The sequence below is a fragment of the Marinobacter sp. THAF197a genome, assembly GCF_009363275.1.
Lineage (GTDB): Bacteria > Pseudomonadota > Gammaproteobacteria > Pseudomonadales > Oleiphilaceae > Marinobacter.
The window spans coordinates 153651-178710 of sequence record NZ_CP045324.1 but is presented as its reverse complement, the minus strand read 5'-3'; the positions used below and the strand labels follow the sequence as shown (position 1 = coordinate 178710).

The following is a 25060-nucleotide window of genomic DNA, read 5'->3' as shown; positions in this document are numbered from 1 at the left end:
AACTACCTGATTCAATTAGGATTAACGGACGTTCAGCGTGAACTGCACGGTGACAAGCCCCTGTTCATCGGTAACGGCCTGGCGGGACGGCTCCAGGGTGAACAGCTGGGCCGGGTCTACTTCATGGGTTTCCTGCAGCAGGCGGCGAACCGCCAGCCCCCGGTTGGTAGCCAGTTGCCCCAGGGCCTCTGGCGGCAGCGGACGCTCACCCTCGCGCCAGGCTTGTTGTGCCTGGGCCCAGGCTTCGTCGGTCAGTTCCTCACCCCGGGCTTCCATCCGGGCGCGCAGTAGCGCCAGAGCGTCAGCTTCCGGATTCACGCCGCCGCGAACGTTCAGCACCAGCTCAGGGCGCTCTCTCAAAGCCTTTGCCAGGGCCGACAGTTTGGCAGCCTCACCCTCTGCCAACTCAACGCTACCCGGCACAAAACTGACCTCGCCCAGGTCTTCACTACTGAAGCCCGCCAGATCCGCCAGGGAGCCCAACATGCTGAAGGGGGATGCAGCGGCTTTCACCAGCAGGTTCACAAAGGCGCGCATGACGATCTGGCCGACCCGAAATTCCGGATCGGCAATATCACCCTGCACCGGCAAGTCGACCTCAATGACGCCACGGCGGTCGGTCAGCAGCGCGAGGCCGAGCTTGACCGGCGCGCTGATGGCCTCATCACTCGGTACGGCCTGCCCCAGTTCCATACGGTCCAGCACCACCCGATTTGAGGCTTTAAGACGGGTGCCGGTGAATTCATAGTCCAGATTCATTTTGAGCTTGCCCGAGTCGACGGCGTAGCCCAGGTATCGGCCGAAGTAGGGTGACAATACCGGCAACGCCAGATCCTCCATGGCCAGGCGAATGTCGCTGGTATCCTCGGTGCCCAATGCGCCCAGCGTGCCTTCAAAGGTGACGGGGGCAACGCCTGCGAGCCGGCCCTTGAGGTTCACCCGTCCTTGCTGTGGCGGCACATTACTGATGCCGCTGACCGCACCGGTGAGGTTATCAAAGTTGGTACTGAACGGCGGCTCCAGTGTGCGATCGGAATAACCGACGGCCCCGTCTTCAACCGCCAGTTCATTGATCCGGAAAACAAACTCTGGTTCGCCGGAGCTGGCTTCGGGGCCGGTCGATTGCGCTGATGCAGGCTCACGACCGGTATCGGGCTGCCCTCGAACGATCCGGGCCAGATTGTGTACGCCATCAAGTGAGCGAACAACGTTCAGCGAGGGCCGTGCCAGGGTTACCGTCCCGATTTCCAGCCTTGACGGGTAAACATTGAATTCGATAGGCGCCAGGCGCAGGGTACGCCAGCCCAACATGGAAGCCTCGCCATCAGGCAGCCTTAAATCCAGGTTTGCGACCTCGCCGGTGCCGCTGAACGTACCGGTCATCGGATCGTCCTGGCTGTCCAGGTCCAGGTTGCCATCAAAACTCAACTCACCGCTGGCCAACGCCAGGTTGGCCGCTTGCTGCAGGTATGGCTCAATCACTGCAAGCACAAGATCAGAACCGGATACTGCCGCCTCCAGCGTGAACGGCGCCGGTGTCAACTGGCCGTTGGCGGCGACACGGCCACCACTGGCAAGCGCTGAACTCAGCCGGTAGCTGACCGGTTCATCCAGGCGATCCGACAAACCGCCCACGGTTATGTCCAGATCCACCAGCTCCAGCTCCGCCGCTTGCTGGGGCACCTGATCCCGCCAGCGCACCCGCCCGTCAGCCAGCTCAAAACCCTGAACCGACCAGCGAAACGCCGGTGCGCCGGTGTCCGGTTGCTCACCCTGGCCTTCATCGGCAGTGGCTTCTGGCATAGTTGCAAGCCAGTCAATTTGCCCCTCGTTGTTGCGGACGGCGGCCATAAAGGGTTGATCGACTGTGACCATACCCACACGGGCTTCTCTGGCTGTCAGATCAAAGCCGATACCATCAACCTGAATACCGGCAGTGGTCAAGACCGGTTCCTCATCCCCGGCATTCAGGGCCAGGGCAAGGTTCTGCACAGTCAGTTTGCCCTGGGAGGTGATCAGCTCAAACGGCTCGCCGCCCGCCAATTGGTAATGGGACTCGATAGTCACCGTGCCATCCCGTAACTGCCATGGCAAAAGCGGCGACAGAAAATGCGCCAGGGTGTCATGGCGCAAGTCAGACACTTTCAGGCGGCCTTCGGAGTACAGTGGCGCTATGCTCAGCTCACCGTCCCACTCAATGGTCTGGTCACCCAGGGCAGCAATCACTGAATACTGACTGCCACCGGTCTCCCGTGGCCAGGTGGCCAGCTCGTTGATGGACAGGTCGAGCGGGGTAATACGGAACTCCGCCGGCTCCGCCTGACTGAAATCCCGGAAAAACAACTCGCCGCCATCGATCGCCAGGTGCTGGAAGTACAGCTTGGGTATCGCGCCTGCCTCATCCTCGGCTTCGGCTGCGGGTTCCTGCGCAGGCTCATCTGGCCGGGAGGCCTGCCAGTCGCGGGCAAAGTTGATGCTGTAGTCATCCAACAGATCCAGCCGGATGTGCGGCTCCTGCAGGCGAATGTCCTGGAAATGGACGATCCCCCGGAACAGGGGAAAGAAACCCAGATTTACAAACAGGCGATCAAACCCGACCACTTTTTCACCGGCACGGTCGTCCGCAGACAACCCCGTTATATCCAGGGTCAGGGTGAAGGGGTTTACCTGAACGTCCGACAACTCAGCCTGCCAGCCCATCTGCTGGTCCAGCTGTTCCGGCAAAGTCTTTTCGAGCCACCAGGGCAAAGCCAAAAAGCCTGCGAGGGCGTACAAGCCAAACAGAACGACCGCTGCAATAGCCAGGTTTCTGGGCAAACGACTGGGGGAACGACTCCGGGCCACGAAACTCTCCTTGATCGAGGGCGAACACACGGGGCTGCCTGAACCCCCTGCCTGACACTAGGATAGTCCGCCCGACAGTCCTTTGTCAGCCGCTGACACGCCAACGTGAACCCGTTATGCTTGAGAGCCGTACCTGTAGACACTTAGCGGGTTACGCAGCAAGACGAGGAGAGGGGAATGGACATCGGCGATATGCGTCGGGATTTTGAAAGTGAGGGGCTGGACAGGGAACACCTGAATGACGATCCGGTAGCCCAGTTCCAGGCCTGGTTTGACGATGCCCGCAATGCCGGGATTCTGGAACCCAACGCCATGTCACTTGCCACCACCGGCTCTGACCAGATGCCGGACTTGCGCACCGTGCTACTGAAATACTTTGATAGCCAAGGCTTTGTTTTCTACACCAACTACGGCAGCCGCAAGGCCAGAGAACTGGACGAAAACCCAAGGGCTGCGTTGCTGTTCCCCTGGATTGGTCTGAACCGCCAGGTACGCATTCAGGGAAAAGTAGAGAAAGTCAGTAAGGCGGAATCCCTCAGGTACTTCGCCTCAAGACCCCGTGGCAGCCAGCTTGGCGCCTGGGTTTCTGAGCAGAGCAAGGCGATTACCTCAAGAGGGTTGCTGGAACAGAAGGTGGCGGAGATGAAACGCAAGTTCAGCTCCGGTGAAATACCCTTACCCAGCTTCTGGGGCGGCTATCGGGTGGTGCCGGAACGCATTGAGTTCTGGCAGGGGCGGCCAAGCCGACTTCACGACCGTTTTGAATACGTGAGAGAGGGCAATGGCTGGACCATCCAACGACTCCAACCCTGATCGGCCCAGTATCTGGCTGTGCCACCAGATCAACCGGGATGTTCCTGAGGCTCCGGCCTGGATGACCGATTTCGAGGCTGAAACACTGGCTCAGCTGGCGGGTACTCGCCGTCAGGAGTTCCTGACCAGCCGCTGGCTGCTCAGGCAAAGCCTTGCGCAAACCAGCGGCCTGGCACCGGAACACTGCCTGCCGGTAGACGGGCGCCCGAAACGCACAGTCAACCCAGAGGGCCAGTATCTGTCATTGAGCCACAGCCAGGGGCTCTGCGCGGTGGCCACCAACACCAGTCAGTTGGGCATCGACATTGAGCCAAGCCAACGCAAGCCGGATTGGGTCGCCGTTGCCAGACGCTGGTTCTCCCCCATCGAACAGGAGTGGCTGTTTCGCGCCGATGACCCCTTCAATTTCCTAAAAGTATGGACACTGAAAGAAGCCTGGCTCAAGGCAACCGATCGTGGCATTGCCGGTAACCTGCAGACCCTTGAAGTTCGCAATCAGTTTGAGCTCTATGGCGATCAGCCCGACCAGACCTGGCTGGCCAGTTGCTTCTACGTGGAGGGTTTTCTGGTAACGTTGGTCTATCGAGGCAGGGATCAGGGCGGCCCGGGCAGTTGGCCCGGCATCACCCTGCTGGAACCACCCCCGGATGACTACAACCTGTCGCTGGCGGGTACCCAGGAAGCAAGTTGGGAACCCATATTCCACAGGGTCATCCGGTCAAAGCGATAACCGGGACTCACTGTTATGACCCAAGATAGCGAACGCTGCCCCTGGTGTGGCACCGACCCACTCTACGTGCATTACCACGACACCGTCTGGGGCCGCCCGGAGCACGATGACCAGGCGCTGTTTGAAAAGCTGTGCCTGGACGGCCAGCAGGCAGGTTTGAGCTGGATCACCATCCTGCGAAAGCAACAGAGCTATCGCGACGCTTATGCCAACTTTGATCCGGAAACCGTCGCCCGCTTTACCGAGCAAGACCAGCAACGCCTGCTGCAGAACCCGGGCATCATCCGTAATCGACTAAAAGTACATTCGGTGATCAACAATGCCCGACGCTACCTTGAACTGCAGGAACAGGGCATTGGCTTTTCCTCGTTCCTCTGGCAGTTCGTTGATCACCAGCCAATCCAGAACACCTGGCAGCGTTTCGAGGAAGTTCCGGCGATCACCAAAGAATCCGAGGCCATGTCCAGGGCCCTGAAGAAAGCAGGCTTCACGTTCGTTGGCCCGACCATTGTCTACGCCTTCATGCAGGCCACGGGCATGGTGAATGATCATCTGGTTCAATGCCCGGCCTATCAGGCCTGCTTTGAGATGTCACAATGATCTTACCGGAGCGGTTGCACGTAAATCCCTGGGTAACACCACTTCGGGAGCCAATCCGTGCGCATCACCCTCAACCAACTCAGGAATCTCGAGCAGCCGGTTATTGAACTGCTGGAGATCATTTCACTGGAAGGCCAGCATTATATGGCCAGACTGCACGGGCCAGATGGCCTGATGCTGTTGTCTGACGACAAAGGGCAAACACGCCTGTTTCGTAGCGCCTGGCAACTGCAGGACACCCTGAGCGATCTGGACGTGCGTGAAACCCAGATTGTTCACCCGTCCGCCTACCATGAAATGGTAGGTATGGAGCCAACAGATATTGAACCCATGCGGATACAGGTTCAGAGGCAACGGTCGTGATTGCAGTTGCCCGTCTCGCCATCCTGGTCGGCATAGCCGGCCTGATACCGTTTCTTGCAGGAACCGCCGGCCTGTTTGCGATGCCGGGGAAAAGCATCATCATCCTGAGCTGGTTCTACGCGTACAGTGCGGGCATTCTCGCGTTCATGGCCGGCATTTACTGGACCATCGCACTGCAATTGGAGAACCGGGCCTACCCCCAGTCACCACTGGTGTCGATGTTGCTCAGCCAATTGTTTTTCGTCGCCGCCGGCGTAGGGCTGCTATTACAAACGCCCCACAAGATTGCCCTGTACACCACCGCCTACCTTCTGCTGTACATCGTCGACGCTCGCTGGATGCGGCCCTACTGGCCGGTATGGTATCTGCGACTGCGCCTGGTGCTGACCACCGTGGTACTGGCCTGCCAGGTGACCGTCGGCGTATGGTTCTATCTTAGTCACGGTGCCTGACCTCAGGCACCGTTGTTCGGCTCCGAAAACCACTGTTGCAGTTTCTTTAACGCGGTCTTCTCTATCTGTCTTACCCGCTCACGGCTGATTCCCAACTGATCCGACAGGGTTTGCAGTGTCTCCGGTTCGGATACACCCAGCCCGTAGCGTCGGGACAGAATATCCCTCTCCCGCTCAGTCAACTCACCCATCATGGCCTGCAAGGTAATCTGTCGGTCCCGCTGCCGCAGTGGATGGTCCGGAGACATGGTTTCGCCACTGGCGAGGCTGTCGCCCAGGGTAATGGTACCGTCTTCAAGCAAAGGCACATCGGTGGACACTTCCCGGGCGGCCAGCGCTCTCAGTTCGCCGATCCGCGAGGGCGAGGCCTCCATGGCTTTGGCCAGCTCGGTCTGCGATGGCGTGCGCCCCAGGGCCTGGTGTAATCGCATGGAGGTTTTCTGGAGCTGACGTATTTCCTCGACGACGTTCTCCGGTGTGTGCACTACCCGCACGCCACGCTGCAGGCAACGGCGCACCTCCTCGCTGATCCACCAGTAAGCATAGGTTGAAAAACGAAAACCCTTAGCCGGGTCGTATCGTTCAACCGCCTTGATCAAACCCACATTGGCGTCCTGGATCAGGTCTGACATGGGGATACCGTGCTGGCTGTAACGGCGGGCGATGTGCACCGCCAACCTCAGGTTGCACTGTATCAGCCGGCGCCGGCAGGCCATTGCCAGGTGATAGGCCCGGCGACAGCGGCTGGAGAAGGCACAGGCGTCGCCCAGGCTACCAACCACTTCCCGAAGGGTTTGTGGTGTGTCATCGGGCAAACAGAGTTCCTGGCTGATCACCCTTAAACTGCGAATCAGCTGCCGCGCCAGGCGGCGCTCCGCATCATCGCTGAGAAGTTCATGTCGGGACGCATCCCTGAAGTACAACCCTACCAGGGAATCCCTTTCACCATCGTGGGGAAGAGTCGGAGACGGTCCCTGCCGATCATGTATCTGCATTGGCTAAGGTACCCGTTGAAACTTTGTCGAATATACGGTGAGGTCGGGCGGGCAGATTGCCCTGGAAGGCGTGGAAAACCGATACAAACGAGCGGGGAAGTGAGGAGATCGGTCACGCCCGGCCATGTTACTTACCCGGTGAAAAACACCGGGCAAAACGGCCGACCGGGCGCCCGATCAGGAGGCAAGACGTCCTCCATTACCCACCGGCAAAGCGACCGGTTTTGCCGGCGGGTAATTCTTCAGGTGGTTGAAGCCGCCACAATGGCGTACTCGTGATTGTGGGGTTCAATCAGAGCACCGTGCAGGGCCACAATCGCCTGGTTGTAGTGGTCCTCTTCAATCACAAACTGGATATCCACCTGGCGCATGCATTGGTGAATCGCCAGAACGCTGATGTCTTGGTCCGCCAGCGATTTTACAGAGCGTGCCAGGATACCCGGCACCTTCATATCACTGCCGATGGCAGACACCAGGGCCACTTTGCGGGTACTGATCTCGGCATTGGGGAATTCTTCCTCCAGCGCCTTGACCACGCGCTTCACATGCTTGAGCGTGGTGTCCACATAATGGGTAATGGTGTTGGCGTTGGTGTCCTTGGACATGAAGCGCACTTTGAAGCGATTCAGCACATCCAGAATACGGCGGTCGGAGCCCGGCTCGCCCTGCATGTCCTGATCGAACACTTCGATGGCGAACACGCCCTTGGCGCCGGCCACGATTTCCACCTGCGGCTTTTCACTGACGTAATCGCCGGTGATCAGCGTACCGGTGTGCTCGGGCTCGAAGGTGTTCATCACCCGCAGTGGAATCTCATTCTGGCGCAGGCCCTTACCGGCGCGGGGGTGGATGGCCTCCATCCCCAGGTTGGCCAGCTGGTCGGCAACGTCGTAGTTGGTGCGCCCCAGGGGGACCACTTTCTCTTCGCCCACGATATTGGGGTCAGCAGAACTCAGGTGGTATTCCTTGTGAATAATGGCTTCACGGGCATTGGTGATCACCGCCACCCGGCTGAAAGTCATCTCGCTGTAACCCCGGTCGAAGGTGCGCATCAAGCCTTCCTTGCACTGGGCATAACCGGTGACAATCGGCAGCTCGCGAGTCAGATCTACGTTGTCGAACGCCTGCTTGAGCTTCTCGTCCAGCGGCAGCAACTCGCTGTCGCGCCAGCCGGTCAGATCCACGAAACGGGCGTTGATGCCTTCCTGCTGCAGCTTCAACGCCGTGTTGAAGGCACTGTGGGCTTCGCCGATACCGGCGAGCATTTCCCGGACCGTGAGCAGGTGCTCTTCCAGCTGGAACTGACCATAGGAACACAGGCGCTGGAGGTCAATCAGACAGCCACGAACCCCTTCAATGCGGTCGGTAATGAACTGGTCGGCCTGTTGCTTGAGCATCGGGTCTTCGAACAGTTCGCCGTTGATGTCGGTCAGGAACTGGATCAGCTTGGTAAGGTCGTCGCCCCAGGCCCAGTCCGATTCAGCATCGGCAAAAAGGGCATAGACACCCGGCTCGCCGGTTTTCTTGTGTTCCAGCAGCTCGTTGGTCACGCCACCGTATGCGGAGACCACGAAAATACGCTGATAGAGGTCGCTCTTCTTGCGCTTGGCAATAATGATGTTGTCGCGAACGGCCTCGTAGTTACTCATGGACGTACCGCCGATTTTCTCGACGGTGTGTTGTGCCGTAGTCATGTTGTCGCCTTTGCTATCCTGCGGAATGTAAGTGTGGGATGGCGGGCGTCTTACGACGCCTCGCTGACACCTTCCTGCATGATTTCATCAACACTCTCGGCCAGGATGCTCGCACCCAGGCGCAGATCGTCCTCGCTGGTGGTCAGAGGCATCAGGCACTTGATGACTTCGTCGTTCGGACCACTGGTTTCGATGATCAGGCCTTTCTGGAATGCTCGCTTGGTGATCGGGCCAGTCAGGTCCGCATGTTTGGCTTCAATACCACGCATCAGGCCACGGCCTTTCATCTTGAACTCACCGGGGTACTTGTCGCAGATCGCCTGCAGGGCATCACCCAGCACCTTGGTCTTGGCTTTTACCTCATTGGCGAAGGCATCGTCCTTCCAGTAGGTTTCAACGGCGGCACGGGCGGTCACGAAGGCCATGTTGTTACCACGGAAGGTACCGTTGTGCTCACCGGATTCCCACACGTCCAGCTCCGGCTTGAACAGCACCAGCGCCATCGGCAGACCATAGCCACTCAGGGACTTGGACACGGTCACAATGTCCGGCTTGATACCAGCAAACTCAAAGCTGAAGAATTCACCGGTACGGCCGTTGCCCGCCTGGATATCATCCAGAATCAGCAGGATATCGTGCTTCTTGCACAGGTCAGACAGGCCTTTGAGCCATTCGGCACGGGCTGCGTTAAGCCCGCCCTCGCCCTGTACCGCCTCAACAATCACTGCGGCCGGCAATTCGACACCGGAAGAGCTGTCAGACAGCACCTTGTCCATGATCATCAGGGTGTCGATGTCTTCACCCAGGTAACCATCGTAAAACTGGAAATCAACGCTACCCAGCGGTGTGCCAACACCACCACGGTGGTGCTTGTTACCGGTTGCGGCAACCGCACCCATGGTGACACCGTGGAAACCGTTGGTGAACGAGATAATGCCGGTACGGCCTTTGACCTTACGGGCCAGCTTCATAGCCGCTTCCACACAGTTGGTGCCGGTGGGGCCCGTGAACTGCATTTTGTAGTCCAGACCACGGGGGTCCAGGATGTACTTCTTGTAGGCCTCCATGAAGTCATGCTTGGCGGTGGTAAACATATCCAGGCCCTGGCTTACGCCGTCCGCCTCGATGTACTCAAGCAGTGCTTTTTTCAGAATGTCGTTGTTGTGGCCGTAGTTCAGGGAACCGGCACCGGCCAGGAAGTCCAGGTATTGCTTGCCGTCTTCGGTGTACAGGTGCGCGTTCTTGGCACGGTTAAAGATCACCGGAAAGGCACGGGAATAAACGCGTACTTCAGATTCAGTGGACTTAAAAATTTCCATTGTCTTGCCTCTTAGCATGTCAGGTTCGAGGTTATTGCGCGGGGGAGCCTGCTGGTAAAACGTGTCGGTCGCAACAAGCCCGCCGTGCGTTGATTTCAGCCCTGTGGCAGGCCCACCCCGGGTGGCCTGCCGGCTGTTACATAGTCGCTATCGGCGATTCACTTTCGTGAATCAGGGCACTCAGACAGGCTTCGTGAAAGGCCCGATGCGCAGCAGGAACTCGGAATCGTGCTTGCCGCCAAAGTGGGTCTCTTTCTCGAAGTGCTCGTGATAGGTGAGCTCGGCTCCCAGATCACGGGCAAACGAGCGGAACAGCGCCCAGGAGGCCTCGTTGTCTTCGGTAATCGTGGTTTCCAGGTGCGTGACGTTTTTGCACGCGTCCCGGCCAACGATTTCCTTCAGCATCCGCTTGGCGAGGCCCTGTCCACGACCTTTCTCGTGAACCGCCACCTGCCAGACAAATACGGTTTCGGGCTGTTGGGGAGGGATGTATCCGGAGATAAAGCCGACCAGATCGCCTTCCTTCTCCGCGGCCACGCCGGTTTCGGCAAAGTGGCTGCACTGCAACAGGTTGCAGTAAATCGAGTTGGGGTCCAGCGGCGGGCATTCCGCTACCAGCTGGTGGAGCCTGTAGCCATCATCCTTGGTGGGTTTGCGCAAGGCGATGGCGGTGGTATTCGATCCTTCTGATGTCATAACGTGATCAATTCGCTTCAAAAGTTAGAGTTGAATTATATAGACCACAAAATATATTTCAAGTCGACCCCCAACAGCCATCAAGAACTACCGGGGCTCGATTCTTTCAGAATAGACCGAATTGAAGCATTCGCCAGTGACAGACTGGTTACGGAATGGAAGGAAAAACCACATCGCCAGGACCAAGACTGGTTCCAGCGACCAAACGGCCCCGATAAGACACTGCCGCAGGCGATCCTTCCGGCCACAGCCGGTCAAACTGTGACAGCCAGGCGTTCACATCGTAAGCCACAGGCATCAGGGAAACATGCAAACCGGGCCGCGCCAAGCCCGCCACAGGCTCAGAGAAAGGGCTCGTAAAGCCAATACGGGTAATCAAGCCGCGTGGGTCAGAGCGCAGATTACCCATACCCGCCGCGCCGTTATTGGTTACCAGGCAAGGGCGTCCATCCACTTCTCCAGACCAGAGAACCGGCAGGCAGGTGTGAGTGCACGCGATCACATCGGCACCGGTGGCGCGAAACCAACTCACCAACTGCCGGTCGTTACCGGCGCTGAATGCTTCATGGGACAACCCCCAGCCCGCCAGCGACTCAGGGTCGCCATGCAACACCAAAATCTTTAGGCCTCCAAAGATCAGGCAGCGGTATCTTGGCAGTAGCGAGAGTTTCTTTTGGATATCGGGGTGTTGGTCCGCCAGCGCCTGCAAGCGTTCCATCATCTGGTTCGAACGCGCCACCACACCCTGATCCACGTACTCCGGATAGGCACAACCACAGCCCGCTCCGGCGTTGGGAAGCGATAACTCATAATCCACATTGCCTAGAATCGCGGTATGGTCCAGAACCCGGCTGTTGATCTCCCGGAACAGAGTGTCGTCGGCGTTGAACCAGTTAAAATCGCCATTGAACACCAGTTTAACCCGGTGGCCATGGCGCTCCTCCGCCTGTGCCATGGCCTCGATTTCGTTTAGGGCAAAGGGGTTGCCGTACAGCCCGCCGACGATATACAGCACACTCTCGGATACGTTGGTGGGCTCACCACAAAGCGCTTCCGGCCGGTAGCGGTAAGCCAGCGGACAGCTGCGCCCTTCTGTGTCAGCCATTGCCTGATCCCTCCCGTTTTATCACGCGCCCTCAGCAACCACAGACTTTCCGGCCAGGCGCCGAAGCAGCAAAGGCAGGAAGAAACACGCCGTACAGATCAGAAAACCGTAGGCATTCACACCCAGCAACATGGCGTAGGCACCATCACCAATCGCCCAGCTGGAGGGAATCAGGCCCGCCGCCAGCAGAATACCCAACCCGAGCCCGGTCCAGAAGCTGAGGTGAAAGCTCCAGGGCGACCACTGAGTAAAGCCATAGAACAGGAAGACCGGCGCCAGGCCCATCACCATGGTGCCGGAGATAGTCGTAGCCTTGAGAATGTCGGTGCCGGCGAACATCGGTAAGTTACCGAGCAAGGCGAATACAATCATCACCACCGCACCCACCCGAACACTCGGCAGCTTGTCTTTGGCGCGACGGGCCAGGCGGGGCAGGTCTACTGCCAGGGACTTCGCCAACGAGCTAAAGGTGGAATCCAGTGTTGAACCGGCCGAGGTCATCATCACCACACTCATAAAGAACAGTGCTGCCAGACCAAGAGACTGGCCAACCGCCGCTGGCGCATTGCCCATGGCTTCAATACCGTTCAAGCGGGCATGCACCCCCACCAGACTGAAAATAAATACCGCCACAAAGCCAAGAAGACCCGCCACCACGAAGCTCTTGAGCATGGTCTTTTCCTTGTTCACAAAGCCCCGGTCGGTCAGCACCGGGTCATGGAACGGGTAACTGAACAGCTGCAGCAAAGCCACCAGCAACAGATCGAAGCCGGCGTTCAGGCGGAACTCGCCGTTGGTCAGCAGCGCGCTGGTATCGTTAGCCGGAATAATCAGGAACAACACCGCCCCGACGAAGAACACAAACACGAAGGCCTGAATCACATCGGTAAAGATCGAAGACCGAAGCCCGCCCTTGAGGCTGTACGCCAGGGTAAAAACGGTAAACAGCATCGCCGCAGCGTAGTATTCCCACTCCCCGGGCAAGCCGAAATAGCCACCGACCACGGCGGTGTTACTCCAGACTTCGTTATACAACCGGATGAGGATCGCCGCCGCAAACGCCAGCGCTGCGAACCGTCCAAACCGGGAGGTCAGGAAATCCTGCAGGCTCCTGGCCCCGGTCTGGGTACGGATCAGGTAGATCACATAACCCGCCACCGGAATCGACAACCAGTAACTGGCATAGGCCAGGCCACCGACCACGCCATAAGCGGCGCCGAGGTTGGCGGCGTTGGTCACCGATTTGGCAAAGATCCAGCTGATAAAGATACTCGCCGTGAGCGACCACTGGCCCACCGGGTTGCCGTGGTCATCCGCGCCCTTGTAAAACGAATTCGCGTTCTTGCTCTTGGGCGACAGCACGTACATAACCACGCCGTACACCAGCAGAAATCCCCAGAACAGGGAGGCTTCAGTAAAGTTCATTTTTTTATTCCATTGTTTTGGTGCAGGTCGTTGAGCGGTGGAGGGGGTTCCAAAACGAAAATCGTGGATTTTCTAATGGTTTTGGAACCCCCTCCACCTCTCAACGCCCCCAACATCGATAACAGCTTCCCGGCACACCACCGGTGCTCACCAAGGCCGTTGGGTATGGGGATGCCCTCCGAAACCATTAAAAAATCCACGATTTTTGTTTTGGAGGGCATCCCCATACCCAACGGCCGCAACTCCGAAGTTCCAGAACCTCAGAATCCCAAAACAGCGAGTCAGCCAGGCGCCGAACAACTAGCCCCAAACCGGTAACAGGAAAAACACCGGTGATGCCGCAACATAATCCGCTCGTCCATGCTCTCGGCCAGCGTGCCACCCAGGTCATAATGGGGGTCGTCATCCACCAGCGTGCAGGCATACACCCGAACCTGATCCCCCTTCTTCACCAGCATCCTCGTGTAGGTGCACATGAAGTGGGAACGGGCCTCTTTGGTCGGGTACTTCTCCATGCAGGTCTCGGTGATCTCCGGGCTGCCGTCTTCGGAACCCGGTGTACCCAGGTCCGGAAACGCGGTAAACGCCAGGTTCTCCGGAATGTTCCACTGACGGAAAATCTCACGGAACGCGGCTTCCACCTCCACCGGGTGTTCGCCGGGGTCGGTCTGGCGGGCGATCGATACCTTGAAACCCTGTTCGATCAACCATTGGATCCCCTCCAACGCCTGGTCAAAGCTGCCTTCGCCGCGGTCCTTGTCGTGCCGGGCACGATCCGGGAAATCCAGGCTGACCCGGAAGTGAATCGGGTAGGGGTTGTCCAGTAACGGCAACACCTGGTGTTGCCGTTTATGCAGCGGCTCGGTGGCGTTGGTCAGCACAAAACAGGGCCGGTGCTGGCTGGCGTAATCCAGGATATTCACGAAATCCCGGATCACGAAAGGCTCTCCGCCGGTGAAGGAAAACTGCTCCACGCCCATATCGATGGCTTCGTGGATAAACGGTTTCACATCACTGAGCTTCATGCCCGGAATGCGACCATCACCGGGATGTGAACCTTCCAGGCAGAATGGACAGGCCAGGTTGCAGGCGGTGCCCGTGTGAATCCACAGCTCCTTGAGCTTGTCCGCGTCGATGTAGCCCCGGGGGTCACCATTGCGGGTGTGGGTCCAGCTGTCGCGGGCCCGGGGTTCCAGGACTTCCACGGCCGGAATGCGTTTACTGCGGGCCGGTCGGGTTTCAGTCAGGGGCATAGGTGCTCCTCAATGCTTTTGTATTTTTGCCACCGCGGCGCCAGCCGTGGAGCTTTTCCAGCAGCCTCAGAATGCCTTCGGGCGCATGGGCCCGCTTCCATTCACCCGCCGCGTACTTGGCTGACTCGTTCCAGGTGGGGTACGGGTGAATGGTGCCCAGAATCTTGTTCAGCCCCAGGCCATGTTTCATCGCCAGCGTGAACTCGGCGAGAATTTCCCCGGCGTGTGCCCCCACCACCACGGCACCCAGAATCTTGTCTTTGCCCGGCGGCGTGAGCACCTTGATGAAGCCGTGGTCTTCGCTCTCGGCGATGGCCCGGTCCAGATCATCCAGGCCGTAGCGGGTGACCTCGTAGGCAACCCCTTGCTCCTGAGCCTCCGCTTCACTCAAACCAACCCTGGCCACTTCCGGAGAGGTAAACGTCACCCAGGGCATTACCCGGTAATCCACCTTGAACCGCTTGAACTGGCCAAACAGACCGTTCACCGCCGCGTACCAGGCCTGGTGGGCCGCCGCATGGGTAAACTGGTACGGACCGGCCACGTCGCCGCAGGCGAACACATTGGGATAACGCAAACTCATGTCGTCTTCCACCGGCACGGTTCCGTTCGGCAAGGTGTCCACACCAATCCTTTCCAGGTGCAGGCCAGAGGTATTCGCCGCGCGCCCCACCGCCACCAAAACCTGATCAAAGGGAATCCGTATTGTCTCGCCTTCATAATCGCAATAAGCGACCTTCTCTCCATTCTCTATACGGAACTCGGCCGCCGAATGTTTCAATCGGACATCAATTCCGTCAGATTCGAACTGCTTGAGCACCAGTTCCGAGACATCAGCATCCTCTTTGGCTAGCAATCGCTCGCCTTTCTCCACCTGAGTCACCTGGCAGCCAAGCCTGGCAAACGCGTGCGCCAACTCCGAGCCAATGGGTCCACCACCCAGTACCAGCAGGCGCTGCGGTTGCTCCTCCAGTTCCCACAAATTATCGGAGGTCAGCGGCTGCATGTCGTTCAGCCCGGGAATGGGCGGTACCGCAGGTTTGCCACCGGTGGCGACGATGATGCTGCGGGCAGTGAGGCGTTCGGTGCGGCCGTCATTGTGTTTTACCTCCAGCTCCCAGGGCGACACGAAACTCGCCTCGCCGGAAATGCAGTCCACACCCAGCTTCCGATAGCGTTCCGGGGAATCGTGGGGCTCTACTTTCGCGATGACATCCTTGACCCGGCTCATGATGTTCTTGAACGAGCCTTTCACCGGCACCGCCTCCAGCCCGTAACGATTAGCATGGCGCAAGGTGTCGGCCGCCTTGGCGCTGCGGATCAGCGCTTTGGAGGGCACACAACCGGTGTTCAGGCAGTCACCCCCCATTTTGTGCTTCTCGATCAACGCCACTTTGGCTTTTACAGCCGCGGCGATGTAGGCGGAGACCAGTCCGGCCGAACCGCCGCCAATCACCAACAGGTTGTAATCGAAATGGTCAGGCTTCTGCCAGCCGGCATACACTTTGCGGCGTCGGATGAACCCCACCACAAACTTGGCGATCAGCGGGAACAGGCCCAGCAGGGCAAAGGACAACAACAGGTTGGCCGAGAGGATATCTCCGGTGGACTGGATCTGACCCAGCTGGGTACCTGCATTCACGTACACAAAGGTGCCGGGCAACATGGCAATCCAACTCACCAGGGCATAGGTGCGCAGCTTCATGGCGGTGAGGCCCATGGCCAGGTTGATCAGGAAGAAGGGAAACACCGGCACCAGGCGCAGGGTGGCCAGATAGAACGCGCCGTCTTTCTCGATGCCGCGGTCCATTTTGGCCACCGTTTCCGCGTAGCGCTTACGCAGGGTATCCCGCATCAGGAACCGGGCAACCAGAAAGGCCAGGGATGCACCCACGGTCGACGCAATGGAGACCGCCGCCAAACCGTAAAGGTTGCCGAAGAAGGCACCACCGGCCAGAGTCATGATGGTGGCTCCGGGCAGAGACAGGGCGGTCACAACCACATAGATAACCGCGTAACCTGTGACGGCCAATACCAGATTCTGGTCAATCCACTGCCCGATGGCACTCTGGTGCGACTGGAGGTTTTCCAGAGTAAGAAGTTTGTGACCGTCGAATCCGAGGAAGATCCCCACGATGACGGCGATAATCAGAAGAAGTAGAAGCTTGCTGCGATTCATATCCATGCCTGTAAGAATTGAATAAACCAATACGCTGTTATAGCCAAGACACGATCACCGGCTGGATGTTACACAGCCCCTGAACTATTATTTTTGAGCACTCGCTACAGAATACCGGAACTTTTGCCGATTCCGAAACACTATACAAAGACAAACAGCCATACTGACAGCGACAAGGGACGGAAACCCATGGACACAGCGGCACGCCCTGAAGTTGAAACATCACTGATCGACGACCTCAAGCGGGGCGACGCGATGGCCTATCACCGGGCAGTGCGTGAATACTCACCGGGCATGCTGGCGGTGGCCCGGTTTTATCTGGACCACTCCAGCGCCGAAGAGGTTGTCCAGGACTGCTGGGTAACCGTGATTGATGCCATCCAGAAGTTTGAGGGCCGTTCTGGCCTGAAAACCTGGCTGCACCGCATCGTTGCCAATCGGTGCAAAAACAAACTGCGCTCAAGCAATCGCGAAGTGGCCACGGATTTCTCGGAAAGCCTGGAACCGGAATTGGCCGACCGTTTCAACGCCAAAGGCCGTTGGGACCTGCCCCCAAAGCTTCAGTTCCATGAATCAGCCGACAATCTGATGGAAAACGGTGCCCTCAGCGATTGCCTGGACAAACATTTGTCTGCCCTGCCGGAAACTCAGCGCTCAGCCCTGATGCTCTATGAAGCCCACCAGCATAAATCCGATGATGTCTGTAACATTCTGGATGTCAGTGCCTCTAACCTGCGTGTACTGTTACATCGGGCGAGGCAGAAGATCTTTCTCATGGTGGAGACTTTCCAGGAGACCGGCGAATGTTAATGTGCAGGGGCCTGGCCGAAATCGCCAGTGATTACATCGATGGCGAGCTCAGCCACCGCCAGAATCTGACCGTGAAAATGCACCTGATGATGTGCAAGGACTGCCGGACGTTTATTGGCAATTTGAGGGCCAGCAGCAGTCTGCTCAGCGCACACTCCGCCGGTCGGCCCGATGAAGAGTTTCTTAGGCAGATCGACGAGCGGGTAACTGAGGCGCTTAAAAATCGGACAACCAAAGACAGCGAGTCGGACTAGCACCGAGAGTTTTACTCTGCCTCGAAGATGAGGGTATCCGGGTTAAAAGTGTACCAGGCGAACCAGAAAGCCCGTATTGCCGGTAACAGGGTGCCGGATTCATCACGCAACTCGGCAGAAGGCACGTCAGGGTCATAATGCAGCGTTACAGTCTTTCCTCCAACGCTGTCTTCAAGAACGGTACCGTGTTCGGCTAACTCGGAAAACGGCCACGCTTTGCTTTCTCCGTTGTAACTCCAACCCAGCACCCAGGTTTTCGGATGGTACTTCCGGCTGGTGTGGGTAACCGGGAAGAAGAGTCGCTCCGAGTGATCGTAATCGCCGCAGGGAGATAAGCGGTAATTCCGGCGATGGCCGGTATCGGTGGAAAGCACCAGTCCGTTTTTGCCAACTCGCTCCAGCCAGCGGCTCCAGAGTTCATGGCGAATGGCGACGGGCTTCAACTCTTTTCCAACCAAGGGTCCGGAAATCGCACGCCCTTCTATCTGGGACCAGAGCGATTCGGTCTGATGGTCATACAATAGCAGATCACTGTTGTATAACAGGCCAGACACGCCAAAGGTGAGTGTGCGCCCTTCTACAACTGGATCAAAGGCCATACCGGTGCCGCATAAGGGACAAAAGGTTATCAACACCGAGCCCTCATCAAGTCGATGATTGACGATCTCATGCCAATTCAGAATACCGGTCGGGTAGGCGAAGCTGGTTTCGCTGACATCAAGGGTCAGCATAAGGTCATTCCTACGCCAAAGTGACGCGTCGCCGGGGGACTGAAACGCCGGTTCGTTGATAGACGGAATACCATCTCTCGGTGGCCCACCGCGAAGGATCTCACTGGACGGCACCAAGGCACCACTGAGATCAAAGCCATTCTTGCGCTCGGCCATGGCAGGCTGAGCGACAAGCAACAGGCCCGCCAGAAAGACCAGGGGTCTGATAAGCTGGTTCATGTCTCCTCCAGAAGCTCTCCGATCAATATTGCTTCAGAGACACCGAAACCAGGAAATTGTTACACGAAGCCTTATCCCCGGGAATTGCGAATCTTACCGTAAACCTCCATCTCCGCCGCCATCGCCTGGCGCCGCGATTGGAGGTCTTTACTGACGCTGGTGTAGGTGGCTACCAGGTAGGGAACGCAGTAGGTCAGCAACACTTTCAACCAATCCATGGAAACTGCACCTGTCACAGCTTCCCATTGATTGATCAGCACCAGCAGCGTACCAACCACCGCCGCCAGTTTCGCAGCACGCCGTGGCGTGCCATGGCTCACCGCGAGCTCACCAGCCTCTCTGGACCGACGTGCAAGTTGGTACAACATTCGTGACATTGGCATCAGTCTCTTATTCACCTTGACAAAGCGCTACACGAAGACACTGGCCCGGAGATATTGTTACGGAAATTCAGCGCCACCTCAGGAACTCTACAACGAGCGGACTGTCTTTGGAACGATCATTCAAAAACCAACCAAGGAGACAAGAATGCCCAAACAATTACCCCTCGCCCTGCTGCTGCTCCGTCTCGGCGTTTTCATCGTATTTTTGTTCTGGACTTTGGACAAGCTTGTTCAGCCAGACCACGCTGCTAAAGTTTTCGGGGCTTTCTACGGGCTGGATGGTCTGGGAGAAACGGCTTTCTACCTGATCGGCGCCGCGCAACTCGTACTGATCCTGGCGTTCGTGGCGGGGGTTTTCAAAACCTGGACCTATGGCGCCATTCTGGTCTTTCACGGCGTTTCTACCTTGTCGGCTTTCGGCAAATACCTTCAGCCTTTTGACAACCTCCTGTTCTTTGCTGCCTGGCCGATGCTCGCCGCCTGCGCCGCTCTATTCCTCTTGCGGGAATCCGATACCCTGACACTCTCCCGCCAACCGGCCCCTGCAACTGCGTAAATGGGTGCATTAACCTGTAACATTCACCCCGGTTGTCTGTCCCTAGTATCAATAACAACACACGTGCAACCGGGGTAAATATGTTATTAAACTGGCTGTCGAGGCGCCTCACCGCCTACCTTTCCAAACAGATCAAATGCTACTCTGCCCGAACGTCCAGTTGGGCGGCCTTTCAGGGCTCGATCAAACCCGGCGATGTGATTCTGGTGGAAGGTAATACAAGAATCAGCACCGCCATCAAGTACCTGACTCAATCCACCTGGTCCCATGCGGCGCTGTACCTGGGCCCGGAGGCAGGACTGGGCATCGCTGAAGACGGCGAAGAGCATGTTCTGATCGAGGCGGATCTTGAGGAGGGCATTCGTTGCCTGCCGCTGTCCTTTTACCGGAACTTTCACACCCGGATCTGCCGGCCAGTGGGGCTCAGTGAGCAGGATATCAGTAAGCTGATCGACTACTCGAAAAGCCGGCTCGGGCACCGGTACGACTTGAAAAACGTCTGGGACCTGGCACGTTACCTTTGCCCCACGCCACCGGTACCAACCCGTTACCGTCGTTCCATGCTGGCATTGGGCAGTGGCGACCCAACCCGGGCCATCTGTTCGACATTTATCGCTCAAGGCTTCCAGTCGATCCGATATCCAATACTGCCTGAGCGCCTGATCGATTCAGAAGATGACGCGGATTCTGAGGCCCAGCAACGGGAGTACTTCCGGATTCGACATCATTCCCTGTTCGCCCCCCGGGACTTTGATGCATCGCCCTATTTCGCTGTGATCAAACCTACTTTGGAGCAAGGGTTTGATTATCGGCAATTCCCATGGACGGAATAGGCGTTAGCGGACATGCTGGCGTCCGCTTTTGGTGAAGCCTTCCGAGTTCGGGCGTCCCAACAGATACCCCTGCAACTCATCGCAACCCGCCAGGGCCAACCAACTCGCCTGCGCTTCGGTTTCAACACCTTCGGCAATCACCTCGCAGCCCATGCTGTGAGCCATGTTGATGATCGTCCGGCAAAGCACTTCATCCTGTTCGTTATCCGGCAAACCGTTCACGAAACTCCTGTCAATTTTGATTCGGGATACCGGCATCACCTTGAAATACGCTAGCGAAGAGTAACCGGTACCGAAATCATCAACGGCCAGGTCCAGCCCGAGCTGTCGAAAGCGATTTAACGTGGCCATGGCCCGTTCGACATCTTCCATTAATGCGGTCTCGGTAATTTCCAGCTCCAGTTGCCCGGCCGATACGCCGTGTCGTTGCAGAAGAGCCGCAATCCGATCGGCAAAGGCCTCGTCGTGAAGCTGCATGGCAGACACGTTTACCGCCATCCGACCTCTGAAACCTTGGTTGACCCAAAGCTTTAGCCGGGCAACCGCCTGATCGAGCACCCAATCACCGATGCTGACAATGAGCCCGGTTTCCTCTGCCAGGGGGATGAATTCTGCAGGTGACACGCCGCCCAGAATCGGATGATGCCAACGGAGAAGAACTTCATAGCCGGCACAGTGCCTTAGACGATCAAACTGAGGCTGAAAATGTAACTCAAGTTGTTGATTCTGGATGGCTGCCTTCAGACTGCTGATCATCTCCTGCCGGCGATGAACCTGCTCTCCGAATTCCGAAGCGAAGAACTGTACCCGCTCACTTGACGTTTTCTTTGCCCGACGCATCGCAATTTCGGCATGGCTTAGCAGGGTTCGGGCATCCCGGCCGTCCAAAGGGATAACGGCCACTCCCGCACTGACCTCACATTCGTAGGACTTGCCGCCCAGCTCCACTGGTCGTTGGCAAGCCTCAATAATTGCGGAGATGACCACCTGAAGGCTCTCAGCCGGGTACCTCTCATGTTCCCGGACCAACAAACCGAAGACATCGCCGCCGAGGCGGGCAACATGGCCATGGTCCGGGCTGAAGCCAGCAATCCGCCGGGCCACTTCCTGCAAAACCCGGTCGCCGGTCTCATGCCCAGCCAGGCCATTAAGGGCCTGAAAATCGTTCAGCCCAAGTACAAGAACGGCCTCTTTACCGGATTCTCCCGGAGTCACCTGATCAAAATGACGATCGAGCTGCTCTTCAAAAAGATTCCGGTTGGCCAGCCCTGTAAGCTGGTCATACAACGTGCGGATTTGCAGTTCCTGCTCAGTCTTGCGAAGAGTTCGAGTACGTTCATCCAGTAGTTGATCCAGCTCCCGATTCAGGAGATGGAGGCGAGCAAGATACGAGGCGTTCTGCTTGAGCATTCCGTTGAATGCATCCTCAACTTCACCGAACTCGTCGCATCGCGCGACCGGCGTGAGATACCGCAGCGGGTGTTCGTTGTCACTGCCGGCCCGGGCAATACGTTCCCGGAGTTTAAGCAACGGAGACAACATCATTCGGTCAACCACAAACATGGTCACCGCCGTTACAAATACGGCAATCAACAACGACAAACCGAGAATCCTGAACACAAAGGCGACCAGTTCTGCGGGCACCTCGCTTACGTCCACACGGCCCTGGACGTCATAATCAGACAGGGTCGGGTCAGCGCCCCAAACCAGGTCTACCGCCCCCTCAACAGTTCTCGGCGCCGCACGTAGAACGCCGTCAGCGGGCTTAGGATTTTCGATAGCCTCTCCGGCCTTATACACGAGGCCATCCCGGCTCAGGGAGACCCCGACCAGTGGGCTGTTGGCGATCAGAGTTTGCAGGTCTTCGGGATCAATTGGGTGGCTTTGAGTATGCTTGAGAAAGGTGATCACCGCCTGACTGGCAACATCGACCTGCTCGCTCAGCAGGTTTTCCTCGTAATTCCGGTAAGAGGGGATCAGTATCGCCACCTCAATGGCCAATATCGCCAGAAAGGCGGCCAGGGTCAGATTGCGGCAAAGCCGGCAAGCCGCCAGTTGCTTCGCCCAATGCCGGAACGAACGCCTGTTTTTGGGCATATCGGCGGAATTCAGCCCGCTGGAGTTCACTTCCGCCTCTATCCCGACACCCGGTTTCATGACTGTCTTACCTATCGCTTTATGGTCTTAGAGAGACACCTGAAACCCTGCAACATTACAAAAAAAGGGTGGGGATCACTCCCCACCCAAGTCCGCCGACACACTCACTGATGCAACTAAACCTACTTCTTGTCGATAAACTTCTTCTGTTCCACGCGGGAATATTCCGTCAACGCCGCCAACTCTTTGGAGCCCCATGCCAGGGGATCAGCAGCCATTGGCGCGACCATGCAGATCTGGACCATTTCGTCCAGGTGCACCATGTCCAGTCCGAAGTCGCGCTGACCCATGGCAACCATATGCGGGTATTCGTTCTTGAATGTGGCGTTGTATCCGGCGCCATTGGCATGACAGGTGGCGCAGGATAAGCCGTTGGAAGAGAGGCTGTTATCGTTAAACAGTTTCTCACCCAACGCCCGGAGTTCCGCTACGTTACCCTGATAAGGCTGGTAACCGTCAGGCCGGCGAACCGCTTTTTTGAGGTCTGCAGAGGCACCTTCCCCCTCCGCTTCTCCTTCTGCCTCACCCTCTGCCTCTCCTTCGGCTTCACCTTCTGCCCGGGCCTCGCCTGCACCTTCAGCTTCACCACGGGCTTCCCCTTCCGCTTCTCCCCGGGCCTCACCTTCTGCCTCGCCCTGGGCGGCTTCGGCCGACGGTATCAGACCGAAACCGGAACTAGCACCGGCGTTAAAACCTGCACCCGCAACCGCCACGACGGTCATCATGGGAACCGTCACCATTAGATTTCGCGACAGCCTGCCTAGCAGGGCCTTGCGTTTGTTTTCTGTAGACATAATCAGTCACCTCCGGTCGTTTTTTCATTATTCAGGGTGCGGGCCTGTTTCTGGCCTTTGAACACGGACACCCCAGCCGCGTATTCGTTACTCTGAGTTTGATTTCGGTCATCCTCGCTGGACTGGCATTCTGTTCAGGCCAATCGAGGCCAGGAAAGGATCGTTGCTGTAAGACTCCGAGGGGTGCCCCGGCCAATACCGCATGATCACCTCGCTTTTACCCACACGCAGGTGTGTGAGACTCACGGTTTCTCGGCCCTCCCGCCGCATGGCCACAGCCAGCCTTGGCGGGAGGCAGGGGTCGATATTGCGATGCAGTGACAACAGCTTCGAGAACGCCTGATCCGGCTGACAGCGCCCAAGAGCCCTGCGAATCACCAGTCGACGTACCCCCGGCACCAGCCTGGGCAACCAGGAAGACGTGCTGATGCAGGAACCACCTCTCAACGTCGATTCCCGCAGCGTCTCCCCATTCCATGCCCAGTGGGTCGGACTGGCTCTTTCACGATCAAACGCCAACAAAAGAAACGGTGGAAAGTACTTGAGTGTCTCCCGAAACAGGTATTTGCGGACTTGGGCAGCGTTGCTCATTTGGCTTAGGCGCCTTACCAGCAATCCACGGCTCTGCGCATCGCCCGGAGACACTCTGGACGCGTATCGATAGTCATTAAGAATCATGACAGCCATACCCCGGTCATTTGCCGCTATCCAGGTACCACCGCCGAGAGGATCTATTGGCATGACCGTACTTAGGCCCTCATATCGATCCACAACAGGCGGCTCGGCCATGGGCCGTTCGAGGGACTCATCCCGGCTGAAAAGCAGATCCAGCCCATGGGGCGAGTGGCACCAACTGACCGTACACATGATTTGACCTCAAGCACTTCTGGCCAGACCTTCGGCCTGTTTTTCCAGGTAACGCAATGTGGATGGGTGAACGCCGAAATCGGAGCTGACCTCCATGCCGGCCTGTTCCGCCAACATGCCGATGATCGCCATGTGGTGAATGGTATGGCTGGCCAGGAATACCAGCTCGCGCTCAACACTGGTGCTGACCACTTGTTGCGCGCCGGCGCTGTTGTGCAGCATCGCCAGTTCACCCTCACAATCCTCTCGCCACTGATCCTGCAACTGCTGTGCAATACCCATGAGCCGGTCGCGACCGGCCTTCCGGTCCGTTTCGAGCACTAACTCGCGATGTCGGTTCTCGTAGTCCAGCAGCGCGCCCGGGCGTGAAGATGCAGACAACAGAGCGGTGTAGTGGTCAATGATGTGCCGGACATGCTTGCCAATAACCTGCGGCTTTTTGGCACCAAAACTCTGTCGATAACATTCCGCTGGGAGTGAGTTCAGCAGGTTCACCAGTTGGTGGATCGCAAGGATGTTTTCCTCAATGAGGCCGCTGATACCCGGATCGTGATCTGAATTTGGCTGTGTCATTCTTGTCATCCCTTGTTTTCAGTTTTTGGACATATCGGGTGAGCATGAGCCGCGCTCCTGCTCACACCGATGACCAGATCAGGCCTCAGCTTTTCCCTCCGCCTCGCCTTCTCCTTCTCCTTCTCCCTCGGCTTCACCTTCGGCTTTGCCTTCAGCCTCACCTTCGCCATAGCCTTTTTTACCGGCCTCGCCTTCCGCTTCTGCTTCTCCCGCAGCCAGCATCATGTAGCCTGGCTCAGCAGATACTTCGGATGCCGAAACGTTGAATGCCGAGGCACCCATGACAACCGCAAATACCGGACCGGTGTAGGCCATGCCTCGTGCAAGTTTTCCAAGCAATCGCTGTTTATGTGCTTCTCTGGACATGATGTGTCCTCCTTGGTTTTAACGCGTTGACCGGACAACAAGCCCGGCC

25 protein-coding genes are annotated in these 25060 nt (G+C 57.6%); 9 read left to right on the top strand and 16 right to left on the bottom strand.

Going from position 1 to position 25060, the window contains the following annotated elements; genetic code table 11:
* Nucleotides 1-21: 21 nt before the first annotated feature.
* Nucleotides 22-2844: a DUF748 domain-containing protein gene (locus FIV08_RS00790; RefSeq protein ID WP_152437030.1), complete on the bottom strand. Its 2823-nt coding sequence runs from the start codon at nucleotides 2842-2844 to the stop codon at nucleotides 22-24.
* 177 nt (nucleotides 2845-3021) lie between these two features.
* Here FIV08_RS00790 and pdxH point away from each other — a divergent pair, with 177 nt between their 5' ends.
* The 5 genes from pdxH to FIV08_RS00765 are packed head-to-tail and all read left to right on the top strand — an operon-like array spanning nucleotide 3022 to nucleotide 5802.
* On the top strand, nucleotides 3022-3657 hold the full coding sequence (gene pdxH / locus FIV08_RS00785) for a pyridoxamine 5'-phosphate oxidase (protein ID WP_152437029.1): 636 nt from the start codon (nucleotides 3022-3024) through the stop codon (nucleotides 3655-3657).
* The gene (locus FIV08_RS00780) at nucleotides 3626-4387 is read left to right on the top strand and encodes a 4'-phosphopantetheinyl transferase family protein (RefSeq protein WP_152437028.1); all 762 of its coding nucleotides are present in this window, start codon (nucleotides 3626-3628) and stop codon (nucleotides 4385-4387) included. The genes pdxH and FIV08_RS00780 overlap by 32 nt, the downstream gene beginning before the upstream one ends.
* Before the next feature lie 15 nt (nucleotides 4388-4402).
* Nucleotides 4403-4987 carry a DNA-3-methyladenine glycosylase I gene (locus tag FIV08_RS00775; protein WP_152437027.1) on the top strand — a complete coding sequence of 195 codons (585 nt, stop codon included), beginning with the start codon at nucleotides 4403-4405 and terminating at the stop codon, nucleotides 4985-4987.
* 57 nt (nucleotides 4988-5044) lie between these two features.
* Nucleotides 5045-5350, top strand: coding sequence for a DUF6482 family protein (locus FIV08_RS00770; protein ID WP_152437026.1), 306 nt, complete (start codon nucleotides 5045-5047; stop codon nucleotides 5348-5350).
* Nucleotides 5347-5802, top strand: coding sequence for a DUF3429 domain-containing protein (locus tag FIV08_RS00765; protein WP_072675765.1), 456 nt, complete (start codon nucleotides 5347-5349; stop codon nucleotides 5800-5802). The genes FIV08_RS00770 and FIV08_RS00765 overlap by 4 nt, the downstream gene beginning before the upstream one ends.
* A 2-nt stretch (nucleotides 5803-5804) precedes the next feature.
* On the opposite strand, the gene FIV08_RS00760 is transcribed toward FIV08_RS00765, so the two are convergent.
* From FIV08_RS00760 to FIV08_RS00725, 8 genes are all read right to left on the bottom strand, one after another.
* A complete protein-coding gene (locus FIV08_RS00760) occupies nucleotides 5805-6797 on the bottom strand; it encodes a sigma-70 family RNA polymerase sigma factor (protein WP_072675766.1) in 993 nt (330 codons plus the stop codon).
* A gap of 242 nt (nucleotides 6798-7039) precedes the next feature.
* Nucleotides 7040-8491: an aspartate kinase gene (locus FIV08_RS00755; RefSeq protein ID WP_058092860.1), complete on the bottom strand. Its 1452-nt coding sequence runs from the start codon at nucleotides 8489-8491 to the stop codon at nucleotides 7040-7042.
* A gap of 50 nt (nucleotides 8492-8541) precedes the next feature.
* Complete coding sequence (ectB, locus tag FIV08_RS00750; RefSeq protein WP_152437025.1) at nucleotides 8542-9810, bottom strand: diaminobutyrate--2-oxoglutarate transaminase; 1269 nt, start codon at nucleotides 9808-9810, stop codon at nucleotides 8542-8544.
* Between the two features lie 180 nt (nucleotides 9811-9990).
* Nucleotides 9991-10506: a diaminobutyrate acetyltransferase gene (gene ectA, locus FIV08_RS00745; RefSeq protein ID WP_152437024.1), complete on the bottom strand. Its 516-nt coding sequence runs from the start codon at nucleotides 10504-10506 to the stop codon at nucleotides 9991-9993.
* A gap of 148 nt (nucleotides 10507-10654) precedes the next feature.
* Nucleotides 10655-11611, bottom strand: coding sequence for a hypothetical protein (locus tag FIV08_RS00740; protein ID WP_152437023.1), 957 nt, complete (start codon nucleotides 11609-11611; stop codon nucleotides 10655-10657).
* A 21-nt stretch (nucleotides 11612-11632) separates the two neighbouring features.
* On the bottom strand, nucleotides 11633-13036 hold the full coding sequence (locus FIV08_RS00735) for a sodium:solute symporter family transporter (RefSeq protein ID WP_152437022.1): 1404 nt from the start codon (nucleotides 13034-13036) through the stop codon (nucleotides 11633-11635).
* Between the two features lie 281 nt (nucleotides 13037-13317).
* Entirely contained in the window at nucleotides 13318-14289 is a 972-nt protein-coding gene (locus FIV08_RS00730; protein ID WP_152437021.1) for a radical SAM protein, read from the bottom strand.
* Entirely contained in the window at nucleotides 14276-16468 is a 2193-nt protein-coding gene (locus FIV08_RS00725) for an FAD-dependent oxidoreductase (protein WP_152437020.1), read from the bottom strand. The genes FIV08_RS00730 and FIV08_RS00725 overlap by 14 nt, the downstream gene beginning before the upstream one ends.
* Nucleotides 16469-16657: 189 nt before the next feature.
* Here FIV08_RS00725 and FIV08_RS00720 point away from each other — a divergent pair, with 189 nt between their 5' ends.
* Nucleotides 16658-17278 (top strand): RNA polymerase sigma factor, encoded by a 621-nt coding sequence (locus FIV08_RS00720; RefSeq protein ID WP_152437019.1) that lies wholly within the window; start codon nucleotides 16658-16660, stop codon nucleotides 17276-17278.
* Complete coding sequence (locus FIV08_RS00715) at nucleotides 17272-17532, top strand: zf-HC2 domain-containing protein (protein WP_152437018.1); 261 nt, start codon at nucleotides 17272-17274, stop codon at nucleotides 17530-17532. The genes FIV08_RS00720 and FIV08_RS00715 overlap by 7 nt, the downstream gene beginning before the upstream one ends.
* 11 nt (nucleotides 17533-17543) lie before the next feature.
* Here the strand turns inward: FIV08_RS00715 and FIV08_RS00710 are convergent, their stop codons facing one another.
* Nucleotides 17544-18482: a DUF3179 domain-containing protein gene (locus FIV08_RS00710; protein ID WP_152437017.1), complete on the bottom strand. Its 939-nt coding sequence runs from the start codon at nucleotides 18480-18482 to the stop codon at nucleotides 17544-17546.
* 71 nt (nucleotides 18483-18553) lie between these two features.
* A complete protein-coding gene (gene nrtS, locus FIV08_RS00705; RefSeq protein ID WP_228715464.1) occupies nucleotides 18554-18859 on the bottom strand; it encodes a nitrate/nitrite transporter NrtS in 306 nt (101 codons plus the stop codon).
* A gap of 151 nt (nucleotides 18860-19010) precedes the next feature.
* On the opposite strand from nrtS, the gene FIV08_RS00700 reads away from it, so the two are divergent.
* Together FIV08_RS00700 and FIV08_RS00695 are read left to right on the top strand one after the other, a co-directional pair.
* Complete coding sequence (locus FIV08_RS00700; protein WP_152437015.1) at nucleotides 19011-19421, top strand: hypothetical protein; 411 nt, start codon at nucleotides 19011-19013, stop codon at nucleotides 19419-19421.
* 80 nt (nucleotides 19422-19501) lie between these two features.
* Nucleotides 19502-20254 (top strand): YiiX/YebB-like N1pC/P60 family cysteine hydrolase, encoded by a 753-nt coding sequence (locus FIV08_RS00695; protein ID WP_152437014.1) that lies wholly within the window; start codon nucleotides 19502-19504, stop codon nucleotides 20252-20254.
* A gap of 3 nt (nucleotides 20255-20257) precedes the next feature.
* On the opposite strand, the gene FIV08_RS00690 is transcribed toward FIV08_RS00695, so the two are convergent.
* From FIV08_RS00690 to FIV08_RS19660, 5 genes are all read right to left on the bottom strand, one after another.
* Nucleotides 20258-22411, bottom strand: coding sequence for a putative bifunctional diguanylate cyclase/phosphodiesterase (locus tag FIV08_RS00690; protein ID WP_152437013.1), 2154 nt, complete (start codon nucleotides 22409-22411; stop codon nucleotides 20258-20260).
* Between the two features lie 122 nt (nucleotides 22412-22533).
* Nucleotides 22534-23205, bottom strand: coding sequence for a cytochrome c peroxidase (locus FIV08_RS00685; protein ID WP_152437012.1), 672 nt, complete (start codon nucleotides 23203-23205; stop codon nucleotides 22534-22536).
* Between the two features lie 108 nt (nucleotides 23206-23313).
* Nucleotides 23314-24072 (bottom strand): NRDE family protein, encoded by a 759-nt coding sequence (locus FIV08_RS00680; RefSeq protein ID WP_152437011.1) that lies wholly within the window; start codon nucleotides 24070-24072, stop codon nucleotides 23314-23316.
* 9 nt (nucleotides 24073-24081) lie between these two features.
* Nucleotides 24082-24645 carry a DinB family protein gene (locus FIV08_RS00675; RefSeq protein WP_152437010.1) on the bottom strand — a complete coding sequence of 188 codons (564 nt, stop codon included), beginning with the start codon at nucleotides 24643-24645 and terminating at the stop codon, nucleotides 24082-24084.
* 78 nt (nucleotides 24646-24723) lie between these two features.
* The gene (locus FIV08_RS19660) at nucleotides 24724-25011 is read right to left on the bottom strand and encodes a hypothetical protein (RefSeq protein ID WP_172972230.1); all 288 of its coding nucleotides are present in this window, start codon (nucleotides 25009-25011) and stop codon (nucleotides 24724-24726) included.
* Between the last annotated feature and the right edge of the window lie 49 nt (nucleotides 25012-25060).

Coding starts and splice junctions, on each gene's coding strand:
- ectA (WP_152437024.1), bottom strand. CDS start 10,506: ATGACATCAGAAGGATCGAATACCACCGCCATCGCCTTGCGCAAACCC.
- FIV08_RS00715 (WP_152437018.1), top strand. CDS start 17,272: ATGTTAATGTGCAGGGGCCTGGCCGAAATCGCCAGTGATTACATCGAT.
- pdxH (WP_152437029.1), top strand. CDS start 3,022: ATGGACATCGGCGATATGCGTCGGGATTTTGAAAGTGAGGGGCTGGAC.
- FIV08_RS00725 (WP_152437020.1), bottom strand. CDS start 16,468: ATGAATCGCAGCAAGCTTCTACTTCTTCTGATTATCGCCGTCATCGTG.
- FIV08_RS00780 (WP_152437028.1), top strand. CDS start 3,626: ATGGCTGGACCATCCAACGACTCCAACCCTGATCGGCCCAGTATCTGG.
- FIV08_RS00690 (WP_152437013.1), bottom strand. CDS start 22,411: ATGAAACCGGGTGTCGGGATAGAGGCGGAAGTGAACTCCAGCGGGCTG.
- FIV08_RS19660 (WP_172972230.1), bottom strand. CDS start 25,011: ATGTCCAGAGAAGCACATAAACAGCGATTGCTTGGAAAACTTGCACGA.
- FIV08_RS00740 (WP_152437023.1), bottom strand. CDS start 11,611: ATGGCTGACACAGAAGGGCGCAGCTGTCCGCTGGCTTACCGCTACCGG.
- FIV08_RS00755 (WP_058092860.1), bottom strand. CDS start 8,491: ATGACTACGGCACAACACACCGTCGAGAAAATCGGCGGTACGTCCATG.
- FIV08_RS00685 (WP_152437012.1), bottom strand. CDS start 23,205: ATGTCTACAGAAAACAAACGCAAGGCCCTGCTAGGCAGGCTGTCGCGA.
- ectB (WP_152437025.1), bottom strand. CDS start 9,810: ATGGAAATTTTTAAGTCCACTGAATCTGAAGTACGCGTTTATTCCCGT.
- FIV08_RS00730 (WP_152437021.1), bottom strand. CDS start 14,289: ATGCCCCTGACTGAAACCCGACCGGCCCGCAGTAAACGCATTCCGGCC.
- FIV08_RS00695 (WP_152437014.1), top strand. CDS start 19,502: ATGTTATTAAACTGGCTGTCGAGGCGCCTCACCGCCTACCTTTCCAAA.
- nrtS (WP_228715464.1), bottom strand. CDS start 18,859: ATGTCACGAATGTTGTACCAACTTGCACGTCGGTCCAGAGAGGCTGGT.
- FIV08_RS00700 (WP_152437015.1), top strand. CDS start 19,011: ATGCCCAAACAATTACCCCTCGCCCTGCTGCTGCTCCGTCTCGGCGTT.
- FIV08_RS00720 (WP_152437019.1), top strand. CDS start 16,658: ATGGACACAGCGGCACGCCCTGAAGTTGAAACATCACTGATCGACGAC.
- FIV08_RS00735 (WP_152437022.1), bottom strand. CDS start 13,036: ATGAACTTTACTGAAGCCTCCCTGTTCTGGGGATTTCTGCTGGTGTAC.
- FIV08_RS00760 (WP_072675766.1), bottom strand. CDS start 6,797: ATGCAGATACATGATCGGCAGGGACCGTCTCCGACTCTTCCCCACGAT.
- FIV08_RS00675 (WP_152437010.1), bottom strand. CDS start 24,645: ATGACACAGCCAAATTCAGATCACGATCCGGGTATCAGCGGCCTCATT.
- FIV08_RS00775 (WP_152437027.1), top strand. CDS start 4,403: ATGACCCAAGATAGCGAACGCTGCCCCTGGTGTGGCACCGACCCACTC.
- FIV08_RS00680 (WP_152437011.1), bottom strand. CDS start 24,072: ATGTGTACGGTCAGTTGGTGCCACTCGCCCCATGGGCTGGATCTGCTT.
- FIV08_RS00710 (WP_152437017.1), bottom strand. CDS start 18,482: ATGAACCAGCTTATCAGACCCCTGGTCTTTCTGGCGGGCCTGTTGCTT.